The sequence below is a fragment of the Pseudomonas sp. MYb541 genome (assembly GCF_037479595.1).
GTDB classification, from domain to species: domain Bacteria; phylum Pseudomonadota; class Gammaproteobacteria; order Pseudomonadales; family Pseudomonadaceae; genus Aquipseudomonas; species Aquipseudomonas canadensis.
Genome location: NZ_JBBGYS010000073.1, coordinates 1 through 18,657, shown reverse-complemented (window position 1 = coordinate 18,657; position 18,657 = coordinate 1). Strand labels below are relative to the sequence as shown.

Annotated in this window: 18 protein-coding genes; all 18 read left to right on the top strand. The window is 59.9% G+C overall.

What is annotated here, in order from left to right:
• Nucleotides 1–288: 288 nt before the first annotated feature.
• The 18 genes from WH299_RS29090 (at nt 289) to WH299_RS29005 (ending at nt 18,515) form a co-directional block, all read left to right on the top strand.
• Nucleotides 289–1,218, top strand: a complete 930-nt coding sequence (locus WH299_RS29090) for a ketoacyl-ACP synthase III (RefSeq protein ID WP_010208730.1) — start codon at nt 289–291, stop codon at nt 1,216–1,218.
• Between the two features lie 264 nt (nt 1,219–1,482).
• Nucleotides 1,483–2,976, top strand: a complete 1,494-nt coding sequence (locus WH299_RS29085; protein ID WP_122726728.1) for a flagellin N-terminal helical domain-containing protein — start codon at nt 1,483–1,485, stop codon at nt 2,974–2,976.
• Nucleotides 2,977–3,050: 74 nt separating this feature from the next.
• On the top strand, nt 3,051–3,401 hold the full coding sequence (locus WH299_RS29080) for a flagellar protein FlaG (protein ID WP_122726730.1): 351 nt from the start codon (nt 3,051–3,053) through the stop codon (nt 3,399–3,401).
• Between the two features lie 81 nt (nt 3,402–3,482).
• Entirely contained in the window at nt 3,483–4,886 is a 1,404-nt protein-coding gene (gene fliD / locus WH299_RS29075) for a flagellar filament capping protein FliD (protein WP_122726732.1), read from the top strand.
• 140 nt (nt 4,887–5,026) lie between these two features.
• Nucleotides 5,027–5,431 carry a flagellar export chaperone FliS gene (fliS, locus tag WH299_RS29070; protein WP_028617333.1) on the top strand — a complete coding sequence of 135 codons (405 nt, stop codon included), beginning with the start codon at nt 5,027–5,029 and terminating at the stop codon, nt 5,429–5,431.
• 25 nt (nt 5,432–5,456) lie between these two features.
• Nucleotides 5,457–5,753, top strand: coding sequence for a flagellar protein FliT (fliT, locus tag WH299_RS29065; protein ID WP_028617332.1), 297 nt, complete (start codon nt 5,457–5,459; stop codon nt 5,751–5,753).
• Between the two features lie 170 nt (nt 5,754–5,923).
• A complete protein-coding gene (locus tag WH299_RS29060; protein ID WP_028617331.1) occupies nt 5,924–7,399 on the top strand; it encodes a sigma-54 dependent transcriptional regulator in 1,476 nt (491 codons plus the stop codon).
• A gap of 110 nt (nt 7,400–7,509) precedes the next feature.
• Complete coding sequence (locus WH299_RS29055; RefSeq protein WP_122726755.1) at nt 7,510–8,721, top strand: sensor histidine kinase; 1,212 nt, start codon at nt 7,510–7,512, stop codon at nt 8,719–8,721.
• 7 nt (nt 8,722–8,728) lie between these two features.
• On the top strand, nt 8,729–10,105 hold the full coding sequence (locus tag WH299_RS29050; RefSeq protein WP_122554744.1) for a sigma-54-dependent transcriptional regulator: 1,377 nt from the start codon (nt 8,729–8,731) through the stop codon (nt 10,103–10,105).
• 132 nt (nt 10,106–10,237) lie between these two features.
• The gene (gene fliE / locus WH299_RS29045) at nt 10,238–10,567 is read left to right on the top strand and encodes a flagellar hook-basal body complex protein FliE (RefSeq protein WP_015885194.1); all 330 of its coding nucleotides are present in this window, start codon (nt 10,238–10,240) and stop codon (nt 10,565–10,567) included.
• Nucleotides 10,568–10,583: 16 nt separating this feature from the next.
• Nucleotides 10,584–12,362: a flagellar basal-body MS-ring/collar protein FliF gene (gene fliF / locus WH299_RS29040; protein WP_028617328.1), complete on the top strand. Its 1,779-nt coding sequence runs from the start codon at nt 10,584–10,586 to the stop codon at nt 12,360–12,362.
• Complete coding sequence (gene fliG, locus WH299_RS29035) at nt 12,355–13,374, top strand: flagellar motor switch protein FliG (protein WP_010208743.1); 1,020 nt, start codon at nt 12,355–12,357, stop codon at nt 13,372–13,374. The genes fliF and fliG overlap by 8 nt, the downstream gene beginning before the upstream one ends.
• A gap of 10 nt (nt 13,375–13,384) precedes the next feature.
• Nucleotides 13,385–14,149 (top strand): flagellar assembly protein FliH, encoded by a 765-nt coding sequence (gene fliH, locus WH299_RS29030; protein WP_122726733.1) that lies wholly within the window; start codon nt 13,385–13,387, stop codon nt 14,147–14,149.
• Nucleotides 14,139–15,497: a flagellar protein export ATPase FliI gene (gene fliI, locus WH299_RS29025; RefSeq protein ID WP_068937092.1), complete on the top strand. Its 1,359-nt coding sequence runs from the start codon at nt 14,139–14,141 to the stop codon at nt 15,495–15,497. Before fliH ends, fliI begins: the two co-directional genes overlap by 11 nt.
• Before the next feature lie 3 nt (nt 15,498–15,500).
• Nucleotides 15,501–15,950, top strand: a complete 450-nt coding sequence (gene fliJ / locus WH299_RS29020; RefSeq protein WP_028617325.1) for a flagellar export protein FliJ — start codon at nt 15,501–15,503, stop codon at nt 15,948–15,950.
• A gap of 166 nt (nt 15,951–16,116) precedes the next feature.
• Nucleotides 16,117–16,422, top strand: a complete 306-nt coding sequence (locus WH299_RS29015) for an STAS domain-containing protein (protein WP_028617324.1) — start codon at nt 16,117–16,119, stop codon at nt 16,420–16,422.
• Entirely contained in the window at nt 16,419–18,137 is a 1,719-nt protein-coding gene (locus tag WH299_RS29010; RefSeq protein WP_339551977.1) for an ATP-binding SpoIIE family protein phosphatase, read from the top strand. The genes WH299_RS29015 and WH299_RS29010 overlap by 4 nt, the downstream gene beginning before the upstream one ends.
• Nucleotides 18,138–18,167: 30 nt before the next feature.
• Nucleotides 18,168–18,515, top strand: a complete 348-nt coding sequence (locus tag WH299_RS29005; RefSeq protein WP_122726737.1) for an Hpt domain-containing protein — start codon at nt 18,168–18,170, stop codon at nt 18,513–18,515.
• The last annotated feature ends 142 nt before the right edge of the window (nt 18,516–18,657 follow it).

Below are 18,657 nucleotides of genomic sequence, written 5' to 3'. Positions count from 1 at the left end.
AAAAAATTTTAAAATCGATTCCCGACACGCGCCCCCCCCTGGAAACAGGGCGGGCCGTTGTCGTTTCCGGGATTTAATTGTTTGAAGGTTTTGCATAAAGCACACAAAATTGAGTGACCTGTGAGTCATAAAGCGCATCTTCACTGTATCGTGTGAAAAGGATAAGTCGTCACAGGGTCCTTGCGAGACGGCTTTCAGCGAGATTTTTATGGGGTTATCCCCTTTATTGTCAGCACTCCGGGCGTGGCCCAGGGGTGTTCTCCAGCTATTTAGTATTGGGAAGCCACAATGATTGGCATAAAAAGCATCGCCAGTTACGTGCCGGCAGACGGGATCGATAACTACGCCCAGGGTGCCAAATTCGCCAAGGATGAAGAATTCATCATTGGCAAGATCGGTTCGGCGTTCCTGCCGCGCAAGGAAGCCGCGCAGGAAACCTCCGATCTGTGTGTCGAGGCGGTCAACGCTTTGTTTGCCAACAACCCGGATTTGAAACGCGAGTCGATCGACGCGCTGATCGTCGTCACCCAGAACGGTGATGAAGAGGGCTTGCCCCACACGGCGGCCATCGTCCAGGACAAGCTCGGCCTGCCGACCCACGTCGCGGCCTTTGATATCTCCCTGGGTTGTTCCGGTTACGTCTACGGCATCTATGCGATGAAGGGCTTCATGGAAGCCGCGGGCCTGAAAAACGGCCTGCTGATCACCGCTGACCCGTACTCCAAGATCGTCGACCCGGAAGATCGCAACACCACCATGCTGTTTGGCGATGCTGCTACTGCCACCTGGATGGGCGAAGATGCGCCGTGGTTGCTGGGCAAGTCGAAGTTCGGCACCGACGGTTCCGGTGCGCCGCACCTGAAGGTCAGTGACGGCGTGTTCTTCATGAACGGCCGCCAGGTCTTCAACTTCGCCCTGCTCAAGGTGCCGGCGCATTTGCATGAGCTGCTCAATGAGTCAGATCTCAAGGCCGATGAGATCGATGCGTTCTGCATCCACCAGGGCAGTGCGGCGATTGTCGACGCCGTGGCGCGTCGTTTTGAAGATGCACCCGTGGACAAGTTCATCAAGGACATGGTCGAGACCGGTAATACCGTGTCGTCGAGCATTCCGCTGCTGCTGGAAAAGCACGTGATGGACGCTACCTGGAAGCGCGTGGCAATCAGCGGTTTTGGTGTGGGCCTGTCGTGGGGCTCGGCGATTCTCTATCGCCCTTGATGCCTTGATAGCTTCAATAAAAAACGCCGAGGTTCGAAAGAGCCTCGGCGTTTTTTATTTGGCGCCAGAAAACCCAATGAAAACGGGGTTTGGGGCCCGCGTAAACCCTTGAATTGCAAGGGGTGGCACGGCGCCAGTAAAAAAATCAAAAAAAATCCTCAAGCAACCGGCTACCACGACGATAACTATTACGTAGGTTCTCAGGCCACACCCGGCGGTTGCCAGGGCCGGAAGCCGCAGTATCCATCCAACGAGGATTTCGTCATGGCTTTAACAGTAAACACCAACATTGCTTCCATCACTACTCAGGGCAACCTGAACAAAGCTGGCGGCGCCCTGGCCACTTCCATGCAGCGCCTGTCTTCCGGCCTGCGTATCAACAGCGCTAAAGACGACGCTGCCGGCCTGCAGATCGCTAACCGCCTGACCAGCCAAATCAACGGCCTGGGCCAAGCAGTCAAAAACGTGAACGACGGTATCTCCATCGCTCAGACCGCTGAAGGCGCGATGCAGGCTTCGACCGACATCCTGCAAAAAATGCGTACCCTGGCTCTGTCTTCCGCTACTGGCTCGCTCAGCCCTGACGACCGTAAGTCGAACAACGACGAATACCAGGCTCTGACTTCGGAACTGACCCGTATCTCGCAAACCACTACTTTCGGTGGCCAGAAGCTGCTGGACGGTTCGTACGGTACCAAAGCTATCCAGGTTGGCGCCAACGCCAACGAAACCATCAACCTGAGCCTGGAAAACGTTGCAGCCAACAACATTGGTTCGCAGCAGATCAAATCCGCCGCTCAAACCCCTAACGCCACTGGTGTAGCGGTTGGTTCGATCGCCATCACCGGTAACGGTCAGTCGGCAAACGTTGCTATCGCTGCTGGTGACTCCGCCAAGACTATCGCTGCCGGCCTGAACGGCGCCATCGGTGGCCTGAGCGCTACCGCTAGTACTCAAGTCCAGCTGACGGTCGACGAGACCAAGACCAAGGGCACTCCTGCTCAGCCAGGTCCTCCGGTTGTTCCAGCTGTTCCTGGTGTTCCGGCTAACTTCTCCATCGATGTTGGCGGCGCGACCGTCAAGTTCGTTGGCGTGACCAGTACTTCTGACCTGGCTGACCAACTGAAGTCCAACGCCGCCAAACTGGGCATCAGCGTTAACTACGACGAAGCCAAACGCACACTGGAAGTCAAATCCGATTCTGGCGAGAACATCAAGTTCACCACCGATGCTGCTGGCGGCGACGCCATCGGCGTTAACGTGAAAGATGGCGCTGGCAAATACGCCGCTGCCGCTACTCCTCTGGCTGCCGCTGCTGCTGGCGTGATCGTTGCCACTGGCCAGATCTCGCTGGACTCGTCCAAAGGCTACTCCCTGGCTAACGGCGCTACTGGTACTTCGGTAACCGACCTGTTCGGCGCAGCTCAAAAGTCTTCCATCAAGACAGCTGTTTCCCAGACCGACGTGACCGACGCAAACAACGCTCAAAACGCCCTGTCCGTAATCGACAAGGCTATCGGCACCATCGACAGCGTTCGTTCGGGCCTGGGTGCTACCCAGAACCGTCTGACTACCACTGCAGACAACCTGCAGAACATTCAGAAGAACTCCACCGCTGCACGTTCCACCGTTCAGGACGTCGACTTCGCTTCCGAAACCGCCGAACTGACCAAGCAACAAACCCTGCAATCGGCTTCCACCGCGATCCTGTCGCAGGCAAACCAGCTGCCATCCGCTGTACTGAAGCTGCTTCAGTAATCCCAGCGCTTGGTAACTAACGGAAGGGCGCGTCTACGTGCCCTTCCGTTTTTTCGGTTTAGAGGAGATTGGACATGGACATGAGTGTAAAGCTGAACCAGTCTTATCCGCCGGTTGCATCGCAGAGCCCGCCAGCACAGGCAGCGACTGACAAGAGCATCCCAAAGGTCCAGGAAGTCGCGGCAACAGGTAAAGAGCCTGAGCGAGCTGATCTGGAAAAAGCAGTCACTGATATTCGCGAATTCGTACAGGCGGCCCAGCGCAAACTGGATTTTTCCATCGATGATTCCACCCATCGTGTGGTGGTCAAGGTCATCGCCACCGACAGCGGTGAAGTGATTCGCCAGATTCCGTCGGAAACGGCATTGAAGCTGGCACAAAGCCTATCCAGCGCAAGCAACGTGTTGTTTGACGACAAGGCGTGAGCTGGCATGAAATTTGTTGCTGTCACGTATTGAGGCATAAACAGTCAAGATAACGGCAGCCACCGAACAGGAGAAACGAAGATGGCGGGTTCAACGGTAAGTGGTATCGGTTCCAACATCGATACGCAAGCGATCGTGAAGTCCTTGGTGGACGCCGAGAAGGTGCCCAAGCAGACGCAGATCAATACCGCGTCCCAGAAGGCGACCACCACGCTGTCTTCGATCGGCAAAATTCAGGCGGCGCTGGATGCCTTCCGCGGCGCGCTGGACAACATGACAGCCAGCTCCAGCTTCACGGGCTTGACCGGTTCATCATCGGATGAAAAGGTCGCCACCATGACGGCGAGCAATACGGCCTCGAACGGCAGTTTCCGGCTGATTGTCAGCCAGCTGGCCCAGGCGTCCAAGCTGTCGACCAAGAATTTCGCCGGCGGCACGTCGACGGTGGTCAACGCCACCGACAAGCCGACAACCCTGACCATCAGTCAGTCGGGCAAGAACTTCGACGTCAATATTCCGGCCGGCGCAACCTTGCAGCAGGTGCGTGATTCGATCAACACCCAGTTCGGTACCTCTGGCCTGAGTGCCAACATCCAGACCGACTCCAACGGTTCGCGGTTGATCCTGACGTCTACCACCATGGGTACAGGTTCGGACCTGACGCTTTCGGGTACCTCCGGGCTGGATGTGGGCTCTAAAGTAGTCGATGAGCCCAAGGACGCGCTGTACAGCATCGATGGCGTTGCGTCGGTTTCCAAGACCAACAACATCGAAGGCGCGCTCAGTGGCGTGAATATCAAGTTGGTGTCGGTTTCACCGACCAAGACGGTTGGCGACACCAGCCCTACAGCCGAACGAACCGCAACGCTGATCACCGTGAGCACCAACAACGCTGCTCTGAAGTCCGGAGTCAAGGGTTTCATCGATAGCTACAACGCGTTGATCACGGCCATGAATGCCGAAACCAAGATCACCAAGAACCTGGACGGTAGCACGACTGCAGCAGCGCTGACGGGTGACTCGACCATGCGTTCACTGCAGGCCGCGATCCGCAATGAGTTCAATGAGATTTCCGGGACCGGCACTTTTAAGTCCCTGGCTCAATTCGGTGTGAGTACCAGTTCCACGACTGGGCTGCTGTCCATGGATGATAAAAAGTGGGATGCGGCGGTTAAAACCAATGCGGCCGACATCAACAGCATGTTCACCGGCAAAAACGGGATGTTGGCGCGCATGAAAAGCGCCACCGATGACTTCGCCAAAGCTACCACCGGCGTCCTGGCCACGCGTTCCACCTCACTGTCTGACAGCCTGAAAGACCTGGGCAAGCAGCAGGAAACCCTGAACGAGCGCATGGACCTGCTGACCAAAAGCCTGTCCGACAAGTACAACGCCATGGACACCCTGGTCGCCCAGCTGCGCCAGCAAAGCACCAGCGTCATGACCACGCTCAACGCCTTGAACAACCCCAAGACCAATAATTGATTCCAAGTGAATGCAAAAGGCCAGGCAACCTGCCTGGCCTTTTTGTATCGGAGGACGACTGGCGCTAAAGCTTTTTGCGACCCAGTCGACATATTGGTTACTGAAATCCTTTTCGCTGTCGCCTGTCACGAGGTAGAAACATGAATCCCATGAGAGCCCTTCGCCAATACCAGAAGGTCAATTCCCATGCTCAGATCTCCGAAGCCAGCCCTCATCGTCTGGTGCAGATGCTGATGGAAGGCGGCCTCGACCGCATGGCCCAGGCCAAAGGTGCGTTGGCGCGCGGCGATATCGCGACCAAGGGCCTGATGCTCGGCAAGGCGATTGATATCGTAATCGGCCTGCGTGACGGCCTGGATGCGGAAAAGAGCGATAACCCGGCTTACGTCCAGCAGTTGGAAAGTCTGTATGCCTACATGACTAACCGTCTGATGGAAGCGAATCTGCACAACGATGCCGAGATGATCGACGAAGTAGCGCGTTTGATGATTACCGTTAAAGAAGGCTGGGATGCCATCGGCGCGCCACAAGGCGCGGCAGAATAAGGCCATCGGCCTTGAGGAATACGTCATGAGCCAAGCATTGCAACGCATTGATGAAACCCGTGAGGCGCTGATGGGCGCGCTGGCGGACCGTAACTGGGACGCTATCGGCGAACTGGACATGGGCTGTCGCGACGTCATCGAGCAGGTGCTCAGTGAAGCGCCGGTCGATGAGGATGCGTTGCGTGAAAAGCTTGAGAGCCTGCTGGCGGTGTACCAGCAATTGCTTGAGGTAACGACTGGCGAGCGCCAGGCGATTTTCGAAGAGATGTCGCAGATCAACCAAGCGAAAAATGCGTCAAAGGTTTACCATCTGTTCGGCTGAATGGGCTCAGTTAGTCCGAACGGTGCGTCATATATTTGACTGTGCCAGCATTTTTGACTTAACTAGTGCTGTTTTCAGATTTCAGACGTCTAGTAAGGTACAAAGTCTTACAGGCGTCTCGATTGCCCTCACTCCGGGGCAGGAAGTTTTACTAGGGAAGTTGCTATTGCATGTGGCGTGAAACCAAAATTCTGCTGATTGATGACGATAGCGTCCGCCGCCGCGATTTAGCGGTGATTTTGAATTTTCTTGGCGAAGAAAATCTGCCCTGCGGCAGCCATGATTGGCAGCAGGCGGTCAGCTCATTGTCATCGAGCCGTGAAGTCATTTGTGTGCTGATCGGGACGGTAAACGCTCCTGGCGCTGTTTTGGGCTTGTTAAAGACACTGTCAACCTGGGATGAGTTCCTTCCCGTGTTGCTAATGGGCGATATTTCTTCCGTCGACCTGCCCGAAGACCAGCGCCGCCGGGTGCTTTCCACGCTGGAAATGCCCCCCAGCTACAGCAAATTGCTCGATTCCCTGCACCGTGCCCAGGTCTATCGCGAGATGTACGACCAGGCCCGCGAGCGCGGCCGTCACCGCGAACCCAACCTGTTCCGCAGCCTGGTCGGCACCAGCCGCGCCATCCAGCACGTGCGCCAGATGATGCAGCAAGTGGCCGACACCGACGCCAGCGTGCTGATCCTTGGCGAGTCCGGCACCGGCAAGGAAGTGGTTGCGCGCAACCTGCACTATCACTCCAAGCGCCGCGACGGGCCTTTCGTGCCGGTCAACTGCGGGGCGATCCCGGCAGAACTGCTTGAAAGCGAATTGTTCGGCCACGAAAAGGGCGCCTTTACCGGCGCGATCACCAGCCGTGCCGGGCGTTTCGAGTTGGCTAACGGCGGCACGCTGTTCCTCGACGAAATCGGCGACATGCCGCTGCCGATGCAGGTCAAGCTGCTGCGCGTATTGCAGGAACGTACCTTCGAGCGCGTGGGCAGCAACAAGACCCAGAGCGTCGACGTGCGCATCATCGCGGCGACCCACAAGAACCTCGAAAGCATGATCGAGGTCGGCAGCTTCCGCGAAGACCTGTACTACCGCCTCAACGTATTCCCGATCGAGATGGCCCCGCTGCGTGAGCGCGTGGAAGACATCCCGTTGCTGATGAACGAGTTGATCTCGCGCATGGAGCACGAGAAGCGTGGTTCGATCCGCTTCAACTCCGCCGCGATCATGTCCCTGTGCCGCCACGGCTGGCCGGGCAACGTGCGCGAGCTGGCCAACCTGGTGGAGCGCATGGCGATCATGCACCCCTACGGCGTGATCGGCGTGGTCGAGCTGCCGAAGAAATTCCGCTACGTCGACGACGAAGACGAGCAACTGGTCGACAGCCTGCGCAGCGACATGGAAGAGCGCGTCGCCATCAATGGCCATACGCCAGACTTTGGTAACACCGCGATGCTGCCGCCCGAAGGCTTGGACCTGAAGGACTACCTCGGCAACCTGGAACAAGGTCTGATCCAGCAGGCCCTTGACGACGCCAACGGCATCGTCGCCCGTGCCGCCGAGCGCCTGCGCATCCGTCGCACTACCCTGGTGGAGAAGATGCGCAAGTACGGCATGAGCCGCAAAGAAGGTGACGAACAGGCGGATGATTGACGCCTGTTTTTTAAACCACTGAAACTTCAGTGGTTTTTTTTCGGCACGGGTATTGCTACAGCCCTCGCAACGTTCCGTTTAACTGACGGTCAGCCAAGCGAGAGAGCATGATGCCCCACGCCGCCCAACATTCTTCCAGTCCTGCGATTGCAGGGCTGGTTCCCTCTGTAGAACAGCAAAGCCGCCAGGGCCTGGAACAGGCTTTTTCGCTGTTCAACCAGATGTCCAGCCAATTGACTGATTCCTACAGCCTGCTCGAAGCCCGGGTTTCTGAGCTCAAAGGCGAGTTGGCGGTGGTCAGTGCCCAGCGCATGGAAGAGCTGGCCGAGAAAGAACGCTTGGCCAACCGCCTGCAAAACCTGCTGTCGCTGCTGCCCGGCGGTGTGATTGTCATCGACGAAGAAGGCCGTGTGCGCGAGGCCAACCCGGCGGCCTGCGACATGCTTGGCCTGCCGCTGGAAGGCGAACTGTGGCGGCATGTCATCACCCGCTGCTTTGCGCCGCGTGAAGACGACGGTCACGAAATTTCCCTGAAAGACGGCCGCCGCTTGTCCATTGCCACTCGTTCCCTGGACGCAGAGCCAGGCCAACTGGTGTTGCTCAATGACCTGACTGAAACCCGTCACCTGCAAGACCAGTTGGCGCGCCATGAGCGTTTGTCATCCCTGGGGCGCATGGTCGCTTCTTTGGCGCATCAGATCCGCACGCCGCTGTCGGCTGCCCTGATCTACGCCAGTCATTTGACTGATGAGCAATTGCCCACCGCCACCCACCAGCGTTTTGCCGGTCGCCTCAAGGAGCGTCTGCATGAGTTGGAGCATCAGGTGCGCGACATGCTGGTGTTCGCTCGCGGCGAATTGCCGCTGACCGACCGCATCACGCCGGTCGAGTTGATGCAGGCCCTGCAAGCGGCGGCCGCCGCCCATATTCAAGACGTCCAGGTGCGCTGGCAGTGCGACAGCCACCTCGGTGAGCTGCTGTGCAACCGCGACACGCTGGTGGGTTCGCTGCTCAACTTGATCGAAAACGCCACCCAGGCCAGCGGCCCTGGTGCGCGGCTCAAGGTGCACCTGTACAACCGCGGGCAAAACCTGCGCCTGTGCATCAGCGACAGCGGCAGTGGTATCGAGCCCGCTGTGTTGCAGCGCCTGGGCGAACCCTTTTTCACCACCAAGACCAACGGTACCGGCCTGGGCCTGACCGTGGTCAAGGCAGTGGCACGTGCCCATCAGGGAGAATTGCAACTGCATTCCCGTGTTGGGCGGGGCACCTGTGCATTGATGACCTTGCCGCTGTTTTCCAGCGCGGCAAGCGCGGAGTAGAAAGGTTATGGCTATCAAGGTTCTGTTGGTGGAAGACGATCGCGCCCTGCGTGAGGCATTGGCTGACACGCTGCTGTTGGCGGGCCATGACTATCGGGCGGTCGGGTCTGCCGAGGACGCCTTGGAGGCGGTGGAGCAGGAGTCCTTCAGCTTGGTGGTCAGCGACGTCAACATGCCCGGCATGGACGGCCACCAGTTGCTCAGCCTGCTGCGTGCGCGCCAGCCGCAGTTGCCGGTGCTGCTGATGACCGCCCATGGCGCCGTCGAGCGTGCGGTCGACGCCATGCGCCAGGGCGCGGCGGATTACCTGGTCAAACCCTTCGAACCTAAAGCCTTGATCGAACTGGTCGCGCGGCATGCCTTGGGCGTGATCTCGGCCAGTGAGGGCGAAGGCCCGATTGCCTTCGAGCCGGCCAGCGCACAATTGCTGGAGCTGGCGGCCCGCGTGGCGCGCAGCGATTCCACGGTGCTGATTTCCGGCGAGTCCGGCACGGGCAAAGAGGTGCTGGCACGTTACATCCACCAGCAATCGACCCGCGCCAAGCAGCCGTTTATCGCGATCAACTGCGCGGCGATCCCAGACAACATGCTCGAAGCCACACTGTTCGGCCACGAAAAGGGCTCCTTCACCGGCGCCATCGCGGCCCAGGCGGGCAAGTTCGAACAGGCCGACGGCGGCACCATCCTGCTCGATGAGATTTCGGAAATGCCCCTGGGTCTGCAAGCCAAGTTGCTGCGGGTGCTGCAGGAGCGTGAGGTTGAGCGCGTCGGCGCGCGCAAGCCGATCCAGTTGGATATCCGTGTAGTCGCCACCACCAACCGCGACTTGGCGGGCGAAGTGGCGGCGGGGCGCTTCCGTGAAGACTTGTTCTACCGGCTTTCGGTATTCCCGCTGGCTTGGCGCCCGTTGCGCGAACGCCCGGCGGATATCATTCCCCTGGCCGAGCGTCTGCTGAACAACCACGTCAAAAAAATGAAGCACGCCCAGGCGCGCCTGTCGGCCGAGGCCCAAGCCTGCCTGATCGCCTATCCATGGCCGGGCAACGTGCGGGAACTGGACAACGCCATCCAGCGCGCGCTGATCCTGCAACAGGGCGGCCTGATCCAGCCTCAGGATTTTTGCCTGGCCATGGGCAGCGGTGCGGCGCCGCTGCCAACCCTGGCCCCTGCGCCTATGGTTGCCGAAATCGAAACGGCCGGTGCACTGGGCGACGATCTGCGTCGCCGTGAATTCCAGATGATCATCGACACCCTGCGCTCCGAGCGCGGCCGTCGCAAAGAGGCTGCCGAACGTCTGGGCATCAGCCCGCGGACGTTGCGCTACAAGCTGGCGCAGATGCGCGATGCAGGGATGGATGTGGAAGCGTATCTGTTCGCAACATAACCGGTAACAAGGTCGACAAGGTTTGTCGCCTTTTCTTACGAGTTGAACCAGAGCTGGCACCCTTGTTGCTACCTCCCCTAGTAATTGCGGCGTAGCGTCAAAAAATATGCGGGTTGTCGGAGAGAGAAGTTCATGAGCCAGGGTATTGAGTTCAATCGGTTGATGTTGGATATGCGCTCCATGCAAATGGATGCCATGGCTCAACCGAAATCCGTCGCGCCAGCGCCGGAATTGGGCCAAAGCAGCTTCGCCGATATGCTCGGCCAAGCCATCAACAAAGTCAGTGACACCCAGCAAGCCTCCAGCCAGTTGGCCAACGCCTTTGAAATCGGCAAAAGCGGCGTGGACCTCACCGATGTGATGGTCGCCTCGCAAAAAGCCAGCGTTTCCTTCCAGGCCCTGACCCAAGTGCGTAATAAGCTGGTTCAGGCCTACCAAGACATCATGCAGATGCCGGTTTAAGGACGAGATTTAAGTCATGGCAGAAGCAGTCGTGGACAACGCACCCGCCAAGGCAGACGGCAAGCCGCCGCTGTTTGGCCTGTCGTTCCTGGAAAACCTCTCCGAAATGACCATGCTGCGTCAGGTGGGCCTGATGGTCGGCCTGGCTGCCAGCGTGGCGATTGGTTTTGCCGTGGTGCTGTGGTCGCAGCAACCCGATTACCGGCCGCTGTACGGCAGCCTGGCGGGCATGGATTCCAAGCAGATCATGGAAACCCTGGCCGCCGCCGACATCGCCTACACCGTGGAGCCCAACTCCGGGGCGCTGCTGGTCAAGGCCGACGACGTGGCCCGTGCGCGCATGAAACTCGCCGCCGCCGGCGTGACCCCGTCCGACAGCAACATCGGTTTTGAGATCCTCGACAAGGACCAGGGCCTGGGCACCAGCCAGTTCATGGAAGCCACCCGCTACCGTCGCGGCCTGGAAGGCGAACTGGCGCGCACCATCTCCAGCCTGAACAACGTCAAGGGTGCCCGCGTGCACCTGGCCATTCCGAAAAGCTCGGTGTTTGTGCGCGACGAGCGCAAGCCAAGTGCCTCGGTCTTGGTAGAACTGTTTGCGGGCCGCTCCCTGGAGCCTGGCCAGGTGCTGGCGATCGTCAATCTGGTCGCCACCAGCGTGCCTGAACTGAGCAAATCGCAGATCACTGTGGTCGACCAGAAGGGCAACCTGCTGTCCGATCAGGGCGAAAACTCCGCGCTGACTCAAGCCGGCAAGCAGTTCGACTACAGTCGCCGCGTCGAAAGCATGCTCACCCAGCGTGTGCACAACATCCTGCAACCGGTGTTGGGCAACGACCGCTACAAGGCTGAAGTGTCGGCCGATGTGGACTTCAGCGCCGTCGAGTCGACCTCCGAGCAATTCAACCCGGACCAGCCTGCCTTGCGCAGCGAGCAGTCCACCAGCGAACAACGCACCGCCGCCAATGGCCCGCCGCAAGGTGTGCCGGGCGCGTTGAGCAACCAGCCGCCAGCCCCGGCTTCGGCGCCGCAAACCACCGGTGGCGCTACTGCCAGCGCTGGCGCGATTCAGCCAGGCCAGCCACTGCTGGATGCCAACGGCCAGCAAATCATGGACCCGGCCACTGGCCAGCCGATGCTCGCCCCGTACCCGGCGGACAAACGTAACCAGTCCACCAAGAACTTCGAGCTTGACCGTTCCATCAGCCACACCAAGCAGCAACAGGGTCGCGTCAATCGCCTGTCGGTCTCGGTGGTGGTGGATGACCAGGTCAAGGTCAATGCCGCTGACGGCGCCGTTACCCGTGCCCCATGGACCGCCGACGAATTGGCGCGCTTCACTCGCCTGGTGCAGGACGCCGTCGGTTTTGACGCCAGCCGTGGTGACAGTGTCAGCGTGATCAACATGCCGTTCTCCGCCGAGCGTGGCGAAGTGATCGCTGAACCGTCGTTCTACTCGCAGCCGTGGTTCTGGGACATCGTCAAGCAAGTGCTGGGTGTGTTGTTCATCCTGGTGCTGGTATTTGGTGTGCTGCGCCCAGTCCTCAACAACATCACCGGCAACGGCAAGAAACAGCTTGCACTTGCAGGTGGCGACGTGGAATTGGGTGGCATGGGCGGCCTCGACGGCGAACTGGCCAACGACCGCGTCAGCCTCGGCGGCCCGCAAAGCATCCTGTTGCCAAGCCCGAGCGAGGGTTACGACGCTCAGTTGAACGCAATCAAGAGTCTGGTGGCAGAAGACCCGGGCCGCGTGGCCCAGGTCGTGAAAGAGTGGATCAACGCAGATGAGTGATAATCGAGCCGCTGTTGCCAAGCTCACCAAGGTCGACAAAGCCGCAGTCCTGCTGCTGTCCCTCGGTGAAACCGACGCCGCCCAAGTGCTGCGCCACATGGGCCCCAAAGAGGTTCAGCGTGTCGGCGTGGCCATGGCGCAGATGCGTAATGTGCACCGCGAGCAAGTCGAGCAGGTGATGAGCGAGTTCGTCGAGATCGTCGGCGACCAGACCAGCCTGGGTGTCGGCTCCGACAGCTACATCCGCAAGATGCTCACCTCGGCCCTGGGCGAAGACAAGGCCAACGGCCTGATCGACCGCATCCTGCTCGGTGGCAACACCAGCGGCCTCGACAGCCTCAAATGGATGGAGCCGCGCGCCGTTGCCGACGTGATCCGCTACGAGCACCCGCAGATCCAGGCGATCGTGGTGGCCTACCTCGACCCGGACCAGGCCGGTGAAGTGCTCGGCCACTTCGACCATAAAGTGCGCCTGGACATCATTCTGCGCGTGTCGTCGCTGAACACCGTGCAGCCGGCGGCCCTGAAAGAACTCAACACGATTCTGGAGAAGCAGTTCTCCGGCAACTCGAATGCCTCGCGTACCACCCTGGGCGGTATCAAGCGCGCGGCCGACATCATGAACTTCCTCGACAGCTCGGTCGAAGGCCAGTTGATGGACTCGATCCGCGAGATCGACGACACCTTGTCCGGCCAGATCGAAGACCTCATGTTCGTGTTCAACAACCTCTCCGATGTCGACGACCGTGGCATCCAGGCGTTGCTGCGCGAAGTGTCCTCCGACGTGCTGGTACTGGCCCTCAAGGGCTCGGACGAAAACGTCAAAGAGAAGATCTTCAAGAACATGTCCAAGCGTGCTTCGGAACTGTTGCGCGACGACCTGGAAGCCAAAGGCCCGGTGCGCGTCAGCGACGTGGAAACCGCGCAGAAAGAAATCCTCACCATTGCCCGCCGTATGGCCGAAGCCGGAGAAATCGTTCTCGGCGGGAAGGGCGGCGAAGAAATGATCTAAGGCGCCTCTCATGTCGAACAAAGATGAGGCGCCCAGCGATCTGATTCGCGCGCGGGACGTCGGTGGGTTCGACATCTGGTCGTTGCCCAGCTTCGATCCGCATGTGCCGGAGCCCGAGCCGGAACCGGTGGAAGAGCCGCCGGCGGAAATGGAAGAAGTGCCGCTGGAGGAAGTCCAGCCACTGACCCTGGAAGAATTGGAAGCTATCCGCCAGGAGGCCTACAACGAGGGCTTCGCGGCGGGTGAAAAAGATGGTTTTCGCAGCACCACCCTCAAGGTCCGCCAGGAAGCCGAGGAGGCGCTGAGCGTCAAACTGGCCAGCCTGGAACGCTTGATGGGCGGGCTGTTCGACCCTATCGCCGAGCAGGATGCGCAAATCGAAAAAGCCATGGTCGAGCTGGTGCAGCACATCGCTCGCCAAGTGATCCAGCGCGAATTGGTGCTGGACTCCAGCCATATCGAAAGCGTGATGCGCGAAGCCCTCAAGCTGCTGCCCCTGGGTGTCGGCAATGTACGGCTGTACATCAATCCTCAGGATTTCGAACAGGTCAAAGCCCTGCGCGAGCGCCATGAAGAAACCTGGCGCATCGTCGAGGACGCATCGCTGCAGCCCGGTGGTTGCCGCGTCGAGACCGAACACAGCCGCATCGATGCCACGGTGGAAACCCGCATCAGCCAGATCATGGCCAAGCTGCTGGACCAAGCCCACGAGCAGGTGCTGAACCCTGCCGAGCCCGACCTCAGCCTGGACCTGGACGCCCCCGATGCGCCTTGATCGCACCAGCTTCGCCAAGCGCTTGAGCGGTTATACCGAAGCCGCCGAGTTGCCTGGCCAGCCGATCCTTGAAGGTCGCCTGCTGCGCATGGTCGGCCTGACCCTCGAAGCCGAAGGCCTGCGCGCCGCCATGGGCAGCCGCTGCATGGTGATCAACGACGACAGCTACCACCCGGTGCAGGTCGAAGCCGAAGTGATGGGGTTTTCGGGCAACAAGATTTTCCTGATGCCCGTGGGCAGCCTGGCGGGCATTGCCCCCGGCGCCCGTGTGGTGCCCTTGGCCGACACCGGCCGCCTGCCGATGGGCATGAGCATGCTCGGCCGCGTACTCGATGGCGCCGGCCGCGCGCTGGATGGCAAGGGCGGCATGAAGGCCGAAGACTGGGTGCCGATGGACGGCCCCACCATCAACCCGCTCAACCGTAACCCCATCAGCGTGCCGCTGGACGTGGGCATTCGCAGCATCAACGGATTATTGACGGTCGGCCGTGGCCAGCGTCTGGGCCTGTTTGCCGGTACCGGCGTGGGTAAGTCGGTGCTTCTCGGCATGATGACGCGCTTTACCGAGGCTGACATCATCGTGGTCGGGCTGATCGGCGAACGGGGCCGCGAGGTGAAGGAATTCATCGAGCACAGCCTCGGTGAAGAAGGCCTCAAGCGCTCGGTCGTCGTCGCGTCCCCGGCGGACGATGCACCGCTGATGCGCCTGCGCGCCGCCATGTACTGCACGCGCATCGCCGAATATTTCCGTGACAAGGGCAAGAACGTCCTGTTGCTGATGGACTCGCTCACCCGTTTCGCCCAGGCCCAGCGTGAAATCGCCCTGGCCATCGGCGAACCGCCGGCCACCAAAGGCTATCCGCCGTCGGTGTTCGCCAAGTTGCCCAAGCTGGTGGAGCGCGCCGGTAACGCCGAAGCCGGTGGTGGCTCGATCACCGCGTTCTATACCGTGCTGTCCGAAGGCGATGACCAGCAGGACCCGATTGCCGACTCGGCGCGGGGTGTACTTGACGGTCACATCGTGCTGTCGCGGCGTCTGGCCGAAGAGGGGCATTACCCGGCTATCGATATCGAAGCGTCCATCAGCCGGGTGATGCCGGCAGTGGTGACGCCGGAACACATGATCCGCGCGCAACAATTCAAGCAATTGTGGTCGCGCTATCAACAGAGCCGCGACCTGATCAGCGTCGGCGCCTACGTGGCTGGCGGCGATCGCGACACCGACCTGGCCATCGCCCTGCAACCGCAGTTGGTGACCTACCTGCGCCAGGGCCTCAACGACAAGATCAGCATGGGCGAAAGCGAAGCGCACCTGCAATCGATCTTCGCCCCGGCGCCGGGCGGTTAAGCCATGGCCAACAGCCGCGCCGCACGCCTGGCTCCGGTGGTGGACATGGCCGAAAAGGCCGAGAAAACCGCCGTGCAGCGCCTGGGTTATTTCCAGGGGCAAGTCCGTTTGGCGGAGAGCAAGCTGGGCGACTTGGAGCGTTTTCGCGGCGAGTACCAGCAGCAGTGGATCGAGCGGGGCAGCAAAGGCGTCTCGGGCCAGTGGTTGATGGGCTACCAGGGCTTTCTCAATCAGTTGGAAACGGCCGTCGGCCAGCAGCGCCAGAGCCTGGCCTGGCACCAGAACAACCTCGATAAAGCCCGCGAGAGCTGGCAAGCAGCGTTTGCCCGGGTCGAAGGTTTGCGCAAATTGGTGCAGCGTTATATCGACGAAGCACGCGCGCTTGAAGACAAGCGCGAGCAAAAGCTGCTCGACGAACTGTCCCAGCGCCTTCCACGCCAGTCCCAGTTCTAAATGTGGGAGCGGGCTTGCTCGCGAATGCGGTGGGTCAGTCACAAATATATCAACTGACACGCCGTATTCGCGAGCAAGCCCGCTCCTACAGTTGATTTGTGGTGTTGCTCAGATCGGGTTCGCCTGCTAAACCTTGTGTCATTGCCAATGACAAGGAAGCAGTCGCATGTCAGTCGAGTCAGAAGTATCCCTGGATGGGAAGAAGTTGATGATCGCGGTCAAGGGCCGGTTTGATTTCGGCAGCCATCAGGCGTTTCGCGATGCCTACGAGCGTTTCTACAAAGTGCCCGAGTTGTACGTCGTCGACTTGAAGGAGGCCACCTACATGGACAGCTCCGCCCTGGGCATGCTCCTGCTGTTGCGTGACCATGCCGGTGGCGATAATGCTGAAGTCCAGGTAATCAACAGCAACTCCGACGTGCGCAAGATCCTCGCCATCTCCAACTTCGACAAACTGTTCGACATCAGTTGAGCGCCCTGGCCCCGGTCCTCGAACCGCTGACGATCCTGATCGCCGAAGACAGCGCCGCCGATTTGCTGTTGCTGTCGACCATCGTGCGGCGCCAGGGTCACCAGGTACTTACGGCCACCAATGGCGCTGAAGCGGTCGAGGTGTTTACCCGCGAGCGCCCGCAACTGGTGTTGATGGATGCGCTGATGCCGGTGATGGACGGCTTTGAGGCAGCACGGCGAATCAAGCAGTTGGCGGGCGAAGAGCTGGTGCCGCTGATTTTCCTGACTTCCCTGCGCGAGAGCGAAGCGCTGGCCCAGTGCCTGGATGCCGGCGGCGATGACTTCCTGCCAAAACCCTACAACCAGCTGATTCTCGCGGCGAAAATCAACGCCATGGACCGCCTGCGCCGGTTGCAGGCCACGGTCCTGCAACAGCGCGACCTGATCGCCAAGCATCACGACTACCTCCTGCATGAACAGCGGGTGGCCAAGGCGGTGTTCGATAAGGTTGCGCATTCGGGCTGTATCAATGCCGCGCCGAATATCCGCTACCTGCAATCACCCTATGCACTGTTCAACGGCGACCTGCTGCTGGCGGCCTATACGCCGTCCGGCGACATGCACGTGCTGCTCGGCGACTTTACCGGCCATGGCCTGCCGGCGGCGGTGGGGGCCATGCCCCTGGCGGAAGTCTTCTACGGCATGACCGCCAAGGGCTACGGCCTGGCACAAACCCTGCGCGAGATGAACGCCAAGCTCAAACGCATCCTGCCGGTGGACATGTTCTGCTGCGCCACCCTGTTGTGCCTGAGCACGCAGCGGCGGGTGGTGGAGGTGTGGAACGGCGGCATGCCCGAAGGCTACGTGCATGCAATCGCCACCGGCAAACGCACGCCGCTGGAATCGCGGCATTTGCCGTTGGGGGTGCTGTCGGCTGAGGCCTTTGATGATCGCACTGAAGTCTGGCCCATGGCCCTGGGTGATCGGGTGTTCCTGTTGTCCGATGGGGTGCTGGATACCGCAGATGCCAACGACCAACTGTTCGGCGCCGAACGTTTACAGCAGGTGTTTGCCGCCAATCGCGAGCCTGATCGTTTATTTGAAGATATCGAACAGGCACTGGCGGCGTTTCGCGGTGAAGTACGCGATGACGTGAGCATGGTGGAAATCACCCTGCAAGCCGGCCAGCAACTGCGTGCCTCCGGGCCGTTGTATGCGGACAGCGGGCAGTCGTGTCCGTTGGATTGGTCGGTGAGTTTCGAATTCCGTGCCGAAACGTTGAAGCGTTACAACCCGTTGCCCTATCTGCTGCAACTGTTGTTAGAGATTCATGGCCTGCGCGAGCAGAGTGGGGCGCTCTACAGTGTGATGGCGGAGCTGTATTCGAATGCGCTGGAGCATGGGGTGCTGGGGCTGGATTCGCTTCTCAAGCGTGATGCTCAAGGGTTTGCCGAGTATTACCGTCAGCGTAATGACCGCCTGGCTCAACTGAACAGTGGGTATATACGGGTGCATGTGCAGGTGGTGCCGGTTGGGGCGGGTGGGAAGATGACCCTGCGCATTGAGGATAGCGGTCTGGGGTTTGATGTGGAACAGGTGCTGGCGCGGCCGCTGGATATGGACCGTCTGTCTGGCCGGGGTTTGAGCCTGGTACGGCAATTGAGCAGCGATGTAGGCTGGTCGGATGGCGGGCGTAGTGTCTGCGTGGAGTTTTGCTGGGAGGCTCTGGCATAATCCGCCGATTCTTGATCAAGGAGCGAGCAAGTGGTTGATCTACATCTGGACCCGGCGGTGTTGTCGGGGTTGCAGGAAGTCATGGAAGGCGAGTATCCGAAGTTGCTTGATACCTTTCTTGATGATTCCCAGAAGCGTGTCGAGGCGCTGCGCAAGGCTAGGGATGATGCGAAGGCGTTGGGGCGGATTGCGCATAGTTTCAAGGGGAGCAGTGGGAACCTTGGGGCGGTGAGGTTGGCGCAGTTGTGTCAGCGGTTGGAGGTTGAGTCCGTTGGGCCTGTGGTTGGGGATCTGGGGGAGTTGGTGGATCAGATTGATCGGGAGTTTGCGTTGGTGAGGCCGTTGTATGAGACGGAGCGGCAGCGGTTTCAGATTTGATTGAGTACATATCCGTTGCTGCGGTAACGGCTGGTATTGGTTCCGCCCTTACGGCGGCTCACTTTTGAAAAGCCGGAATGCCGGCCCAGTCAAAAGTAAGCAAAACGCTCTTGCCCCAACACTCGGCACCTCGCTTAGGCTC

Excerpts from the sequence above, each read along its gene's own strand:
- WH299_RS29080 (WP_122726730.1), top strand. The coding sequence starts at position 3,051 with ATGGACATGAGTGTAAAGCTGAACCAGTCTTATCCGCCGGTTGCATCG.
- fliJ (WP_028617325.1), top strand. The coding sequence starts at position 15,501 with ATGGCCAACAGCCGCGCCGCACGCCTGGCTCCGGTGGTGGACATGGCC.
- WH299_RS29090 (WP_010208730.1), top strand. The coding sequence starts at position 289 with ATGATTGGCATAAAAAGCATCGCCAGTTACGTGCCGGCAGACGGGATC.
- WH299_RS29085 (WP_122726728.1), top strand. The coding sequence starts at position 1,483 with ATGGCTTTAACAGTAAACACCAACATTGCTTCCATCACTACTCAGGGC.
- fliI (WP_068937092.1), top strand. The coding sequence starts at position 14,139 with ATGCGCCTTGATCGCACCAGCTTCGCCAAGCGCTTGAGCGGTTATACC.
- WH299_RS29015 (WP_028617324.1), top strand. The coding sequence starts at position 16,117 with ATGTCAGTCGAGTCAGAAGTATCCCTGGATGGGAAGAAGTTGATGATC.
- fliE (WP_015885194.1), top strand. The coding sequence starts at position 10,238 with ATGAGCCAGGGTATTGAGTTCAATCGGTTGATGTTGGATATGCGCTCC.
- fliD (WP_122726732.1), top strand. The coding sequence starts at position 3,483 with ATGGCGGGTTCAACGGTAAGTGGTATCGGTTCCAACATCGATACGCAA.
- fliG (WP_010208743.1), top strand. The coding sequence starts at position 12,355 with ATGAGTGATAATCGAGCCGCTGTTGCCAAGCTCACCAAGGTCGACAAA.
- WH299_RS29050 (WP_122554744.1), top strand. The coding sequence starts at position 8,729 with ATGGCTATCAAGGTTCTGTTGGTGGAAGACGATCGCGCCCTGCGTGAG.
- fliH (WP_122726733.1), top strand. The coding sequence starts at position 13,385 with ATGTCGAACAAAGATGAGGCGCCCAGCGATCTGATTCGCGCGCGGGAC.
- fliT (WP_028617332.1), top strand. The coding sequence starts at position 5,457 with ATGAGCCAAGCATTGCAACGCATTGATGAAACCCGTGAGGCGCTGATG.
- WH299_RS29060 (WP_028617331.1), top strand. The coding sequence starts at position 5,924 with ATGTGGCGTGAAACCAAAATTCTGCTGATTGATGACGATAGCGTCCGC.
- fliS (WP_028617333.1), top strand. The coding sequence starts at position 5,027 with ATGAATCCCATGAGAGCCCTTCGCCAATACCAGAAGGTCAATTCCCAT.
- fliF (WP_028617328.1), top strand. The coding sequence starts at position 10,584 with ATGGCAGAAGCAGTCGTGGACAACGCACCCGCCAAGGCAGACGGCAAG.
- WH299_RS29055 (WP_122726755.1), top strand. The coding sequence starts at position 7,510 with ATGCCCCACGCCGCCCAACATTCTTCCAGTCCTGCGATTGCAGGGCTG.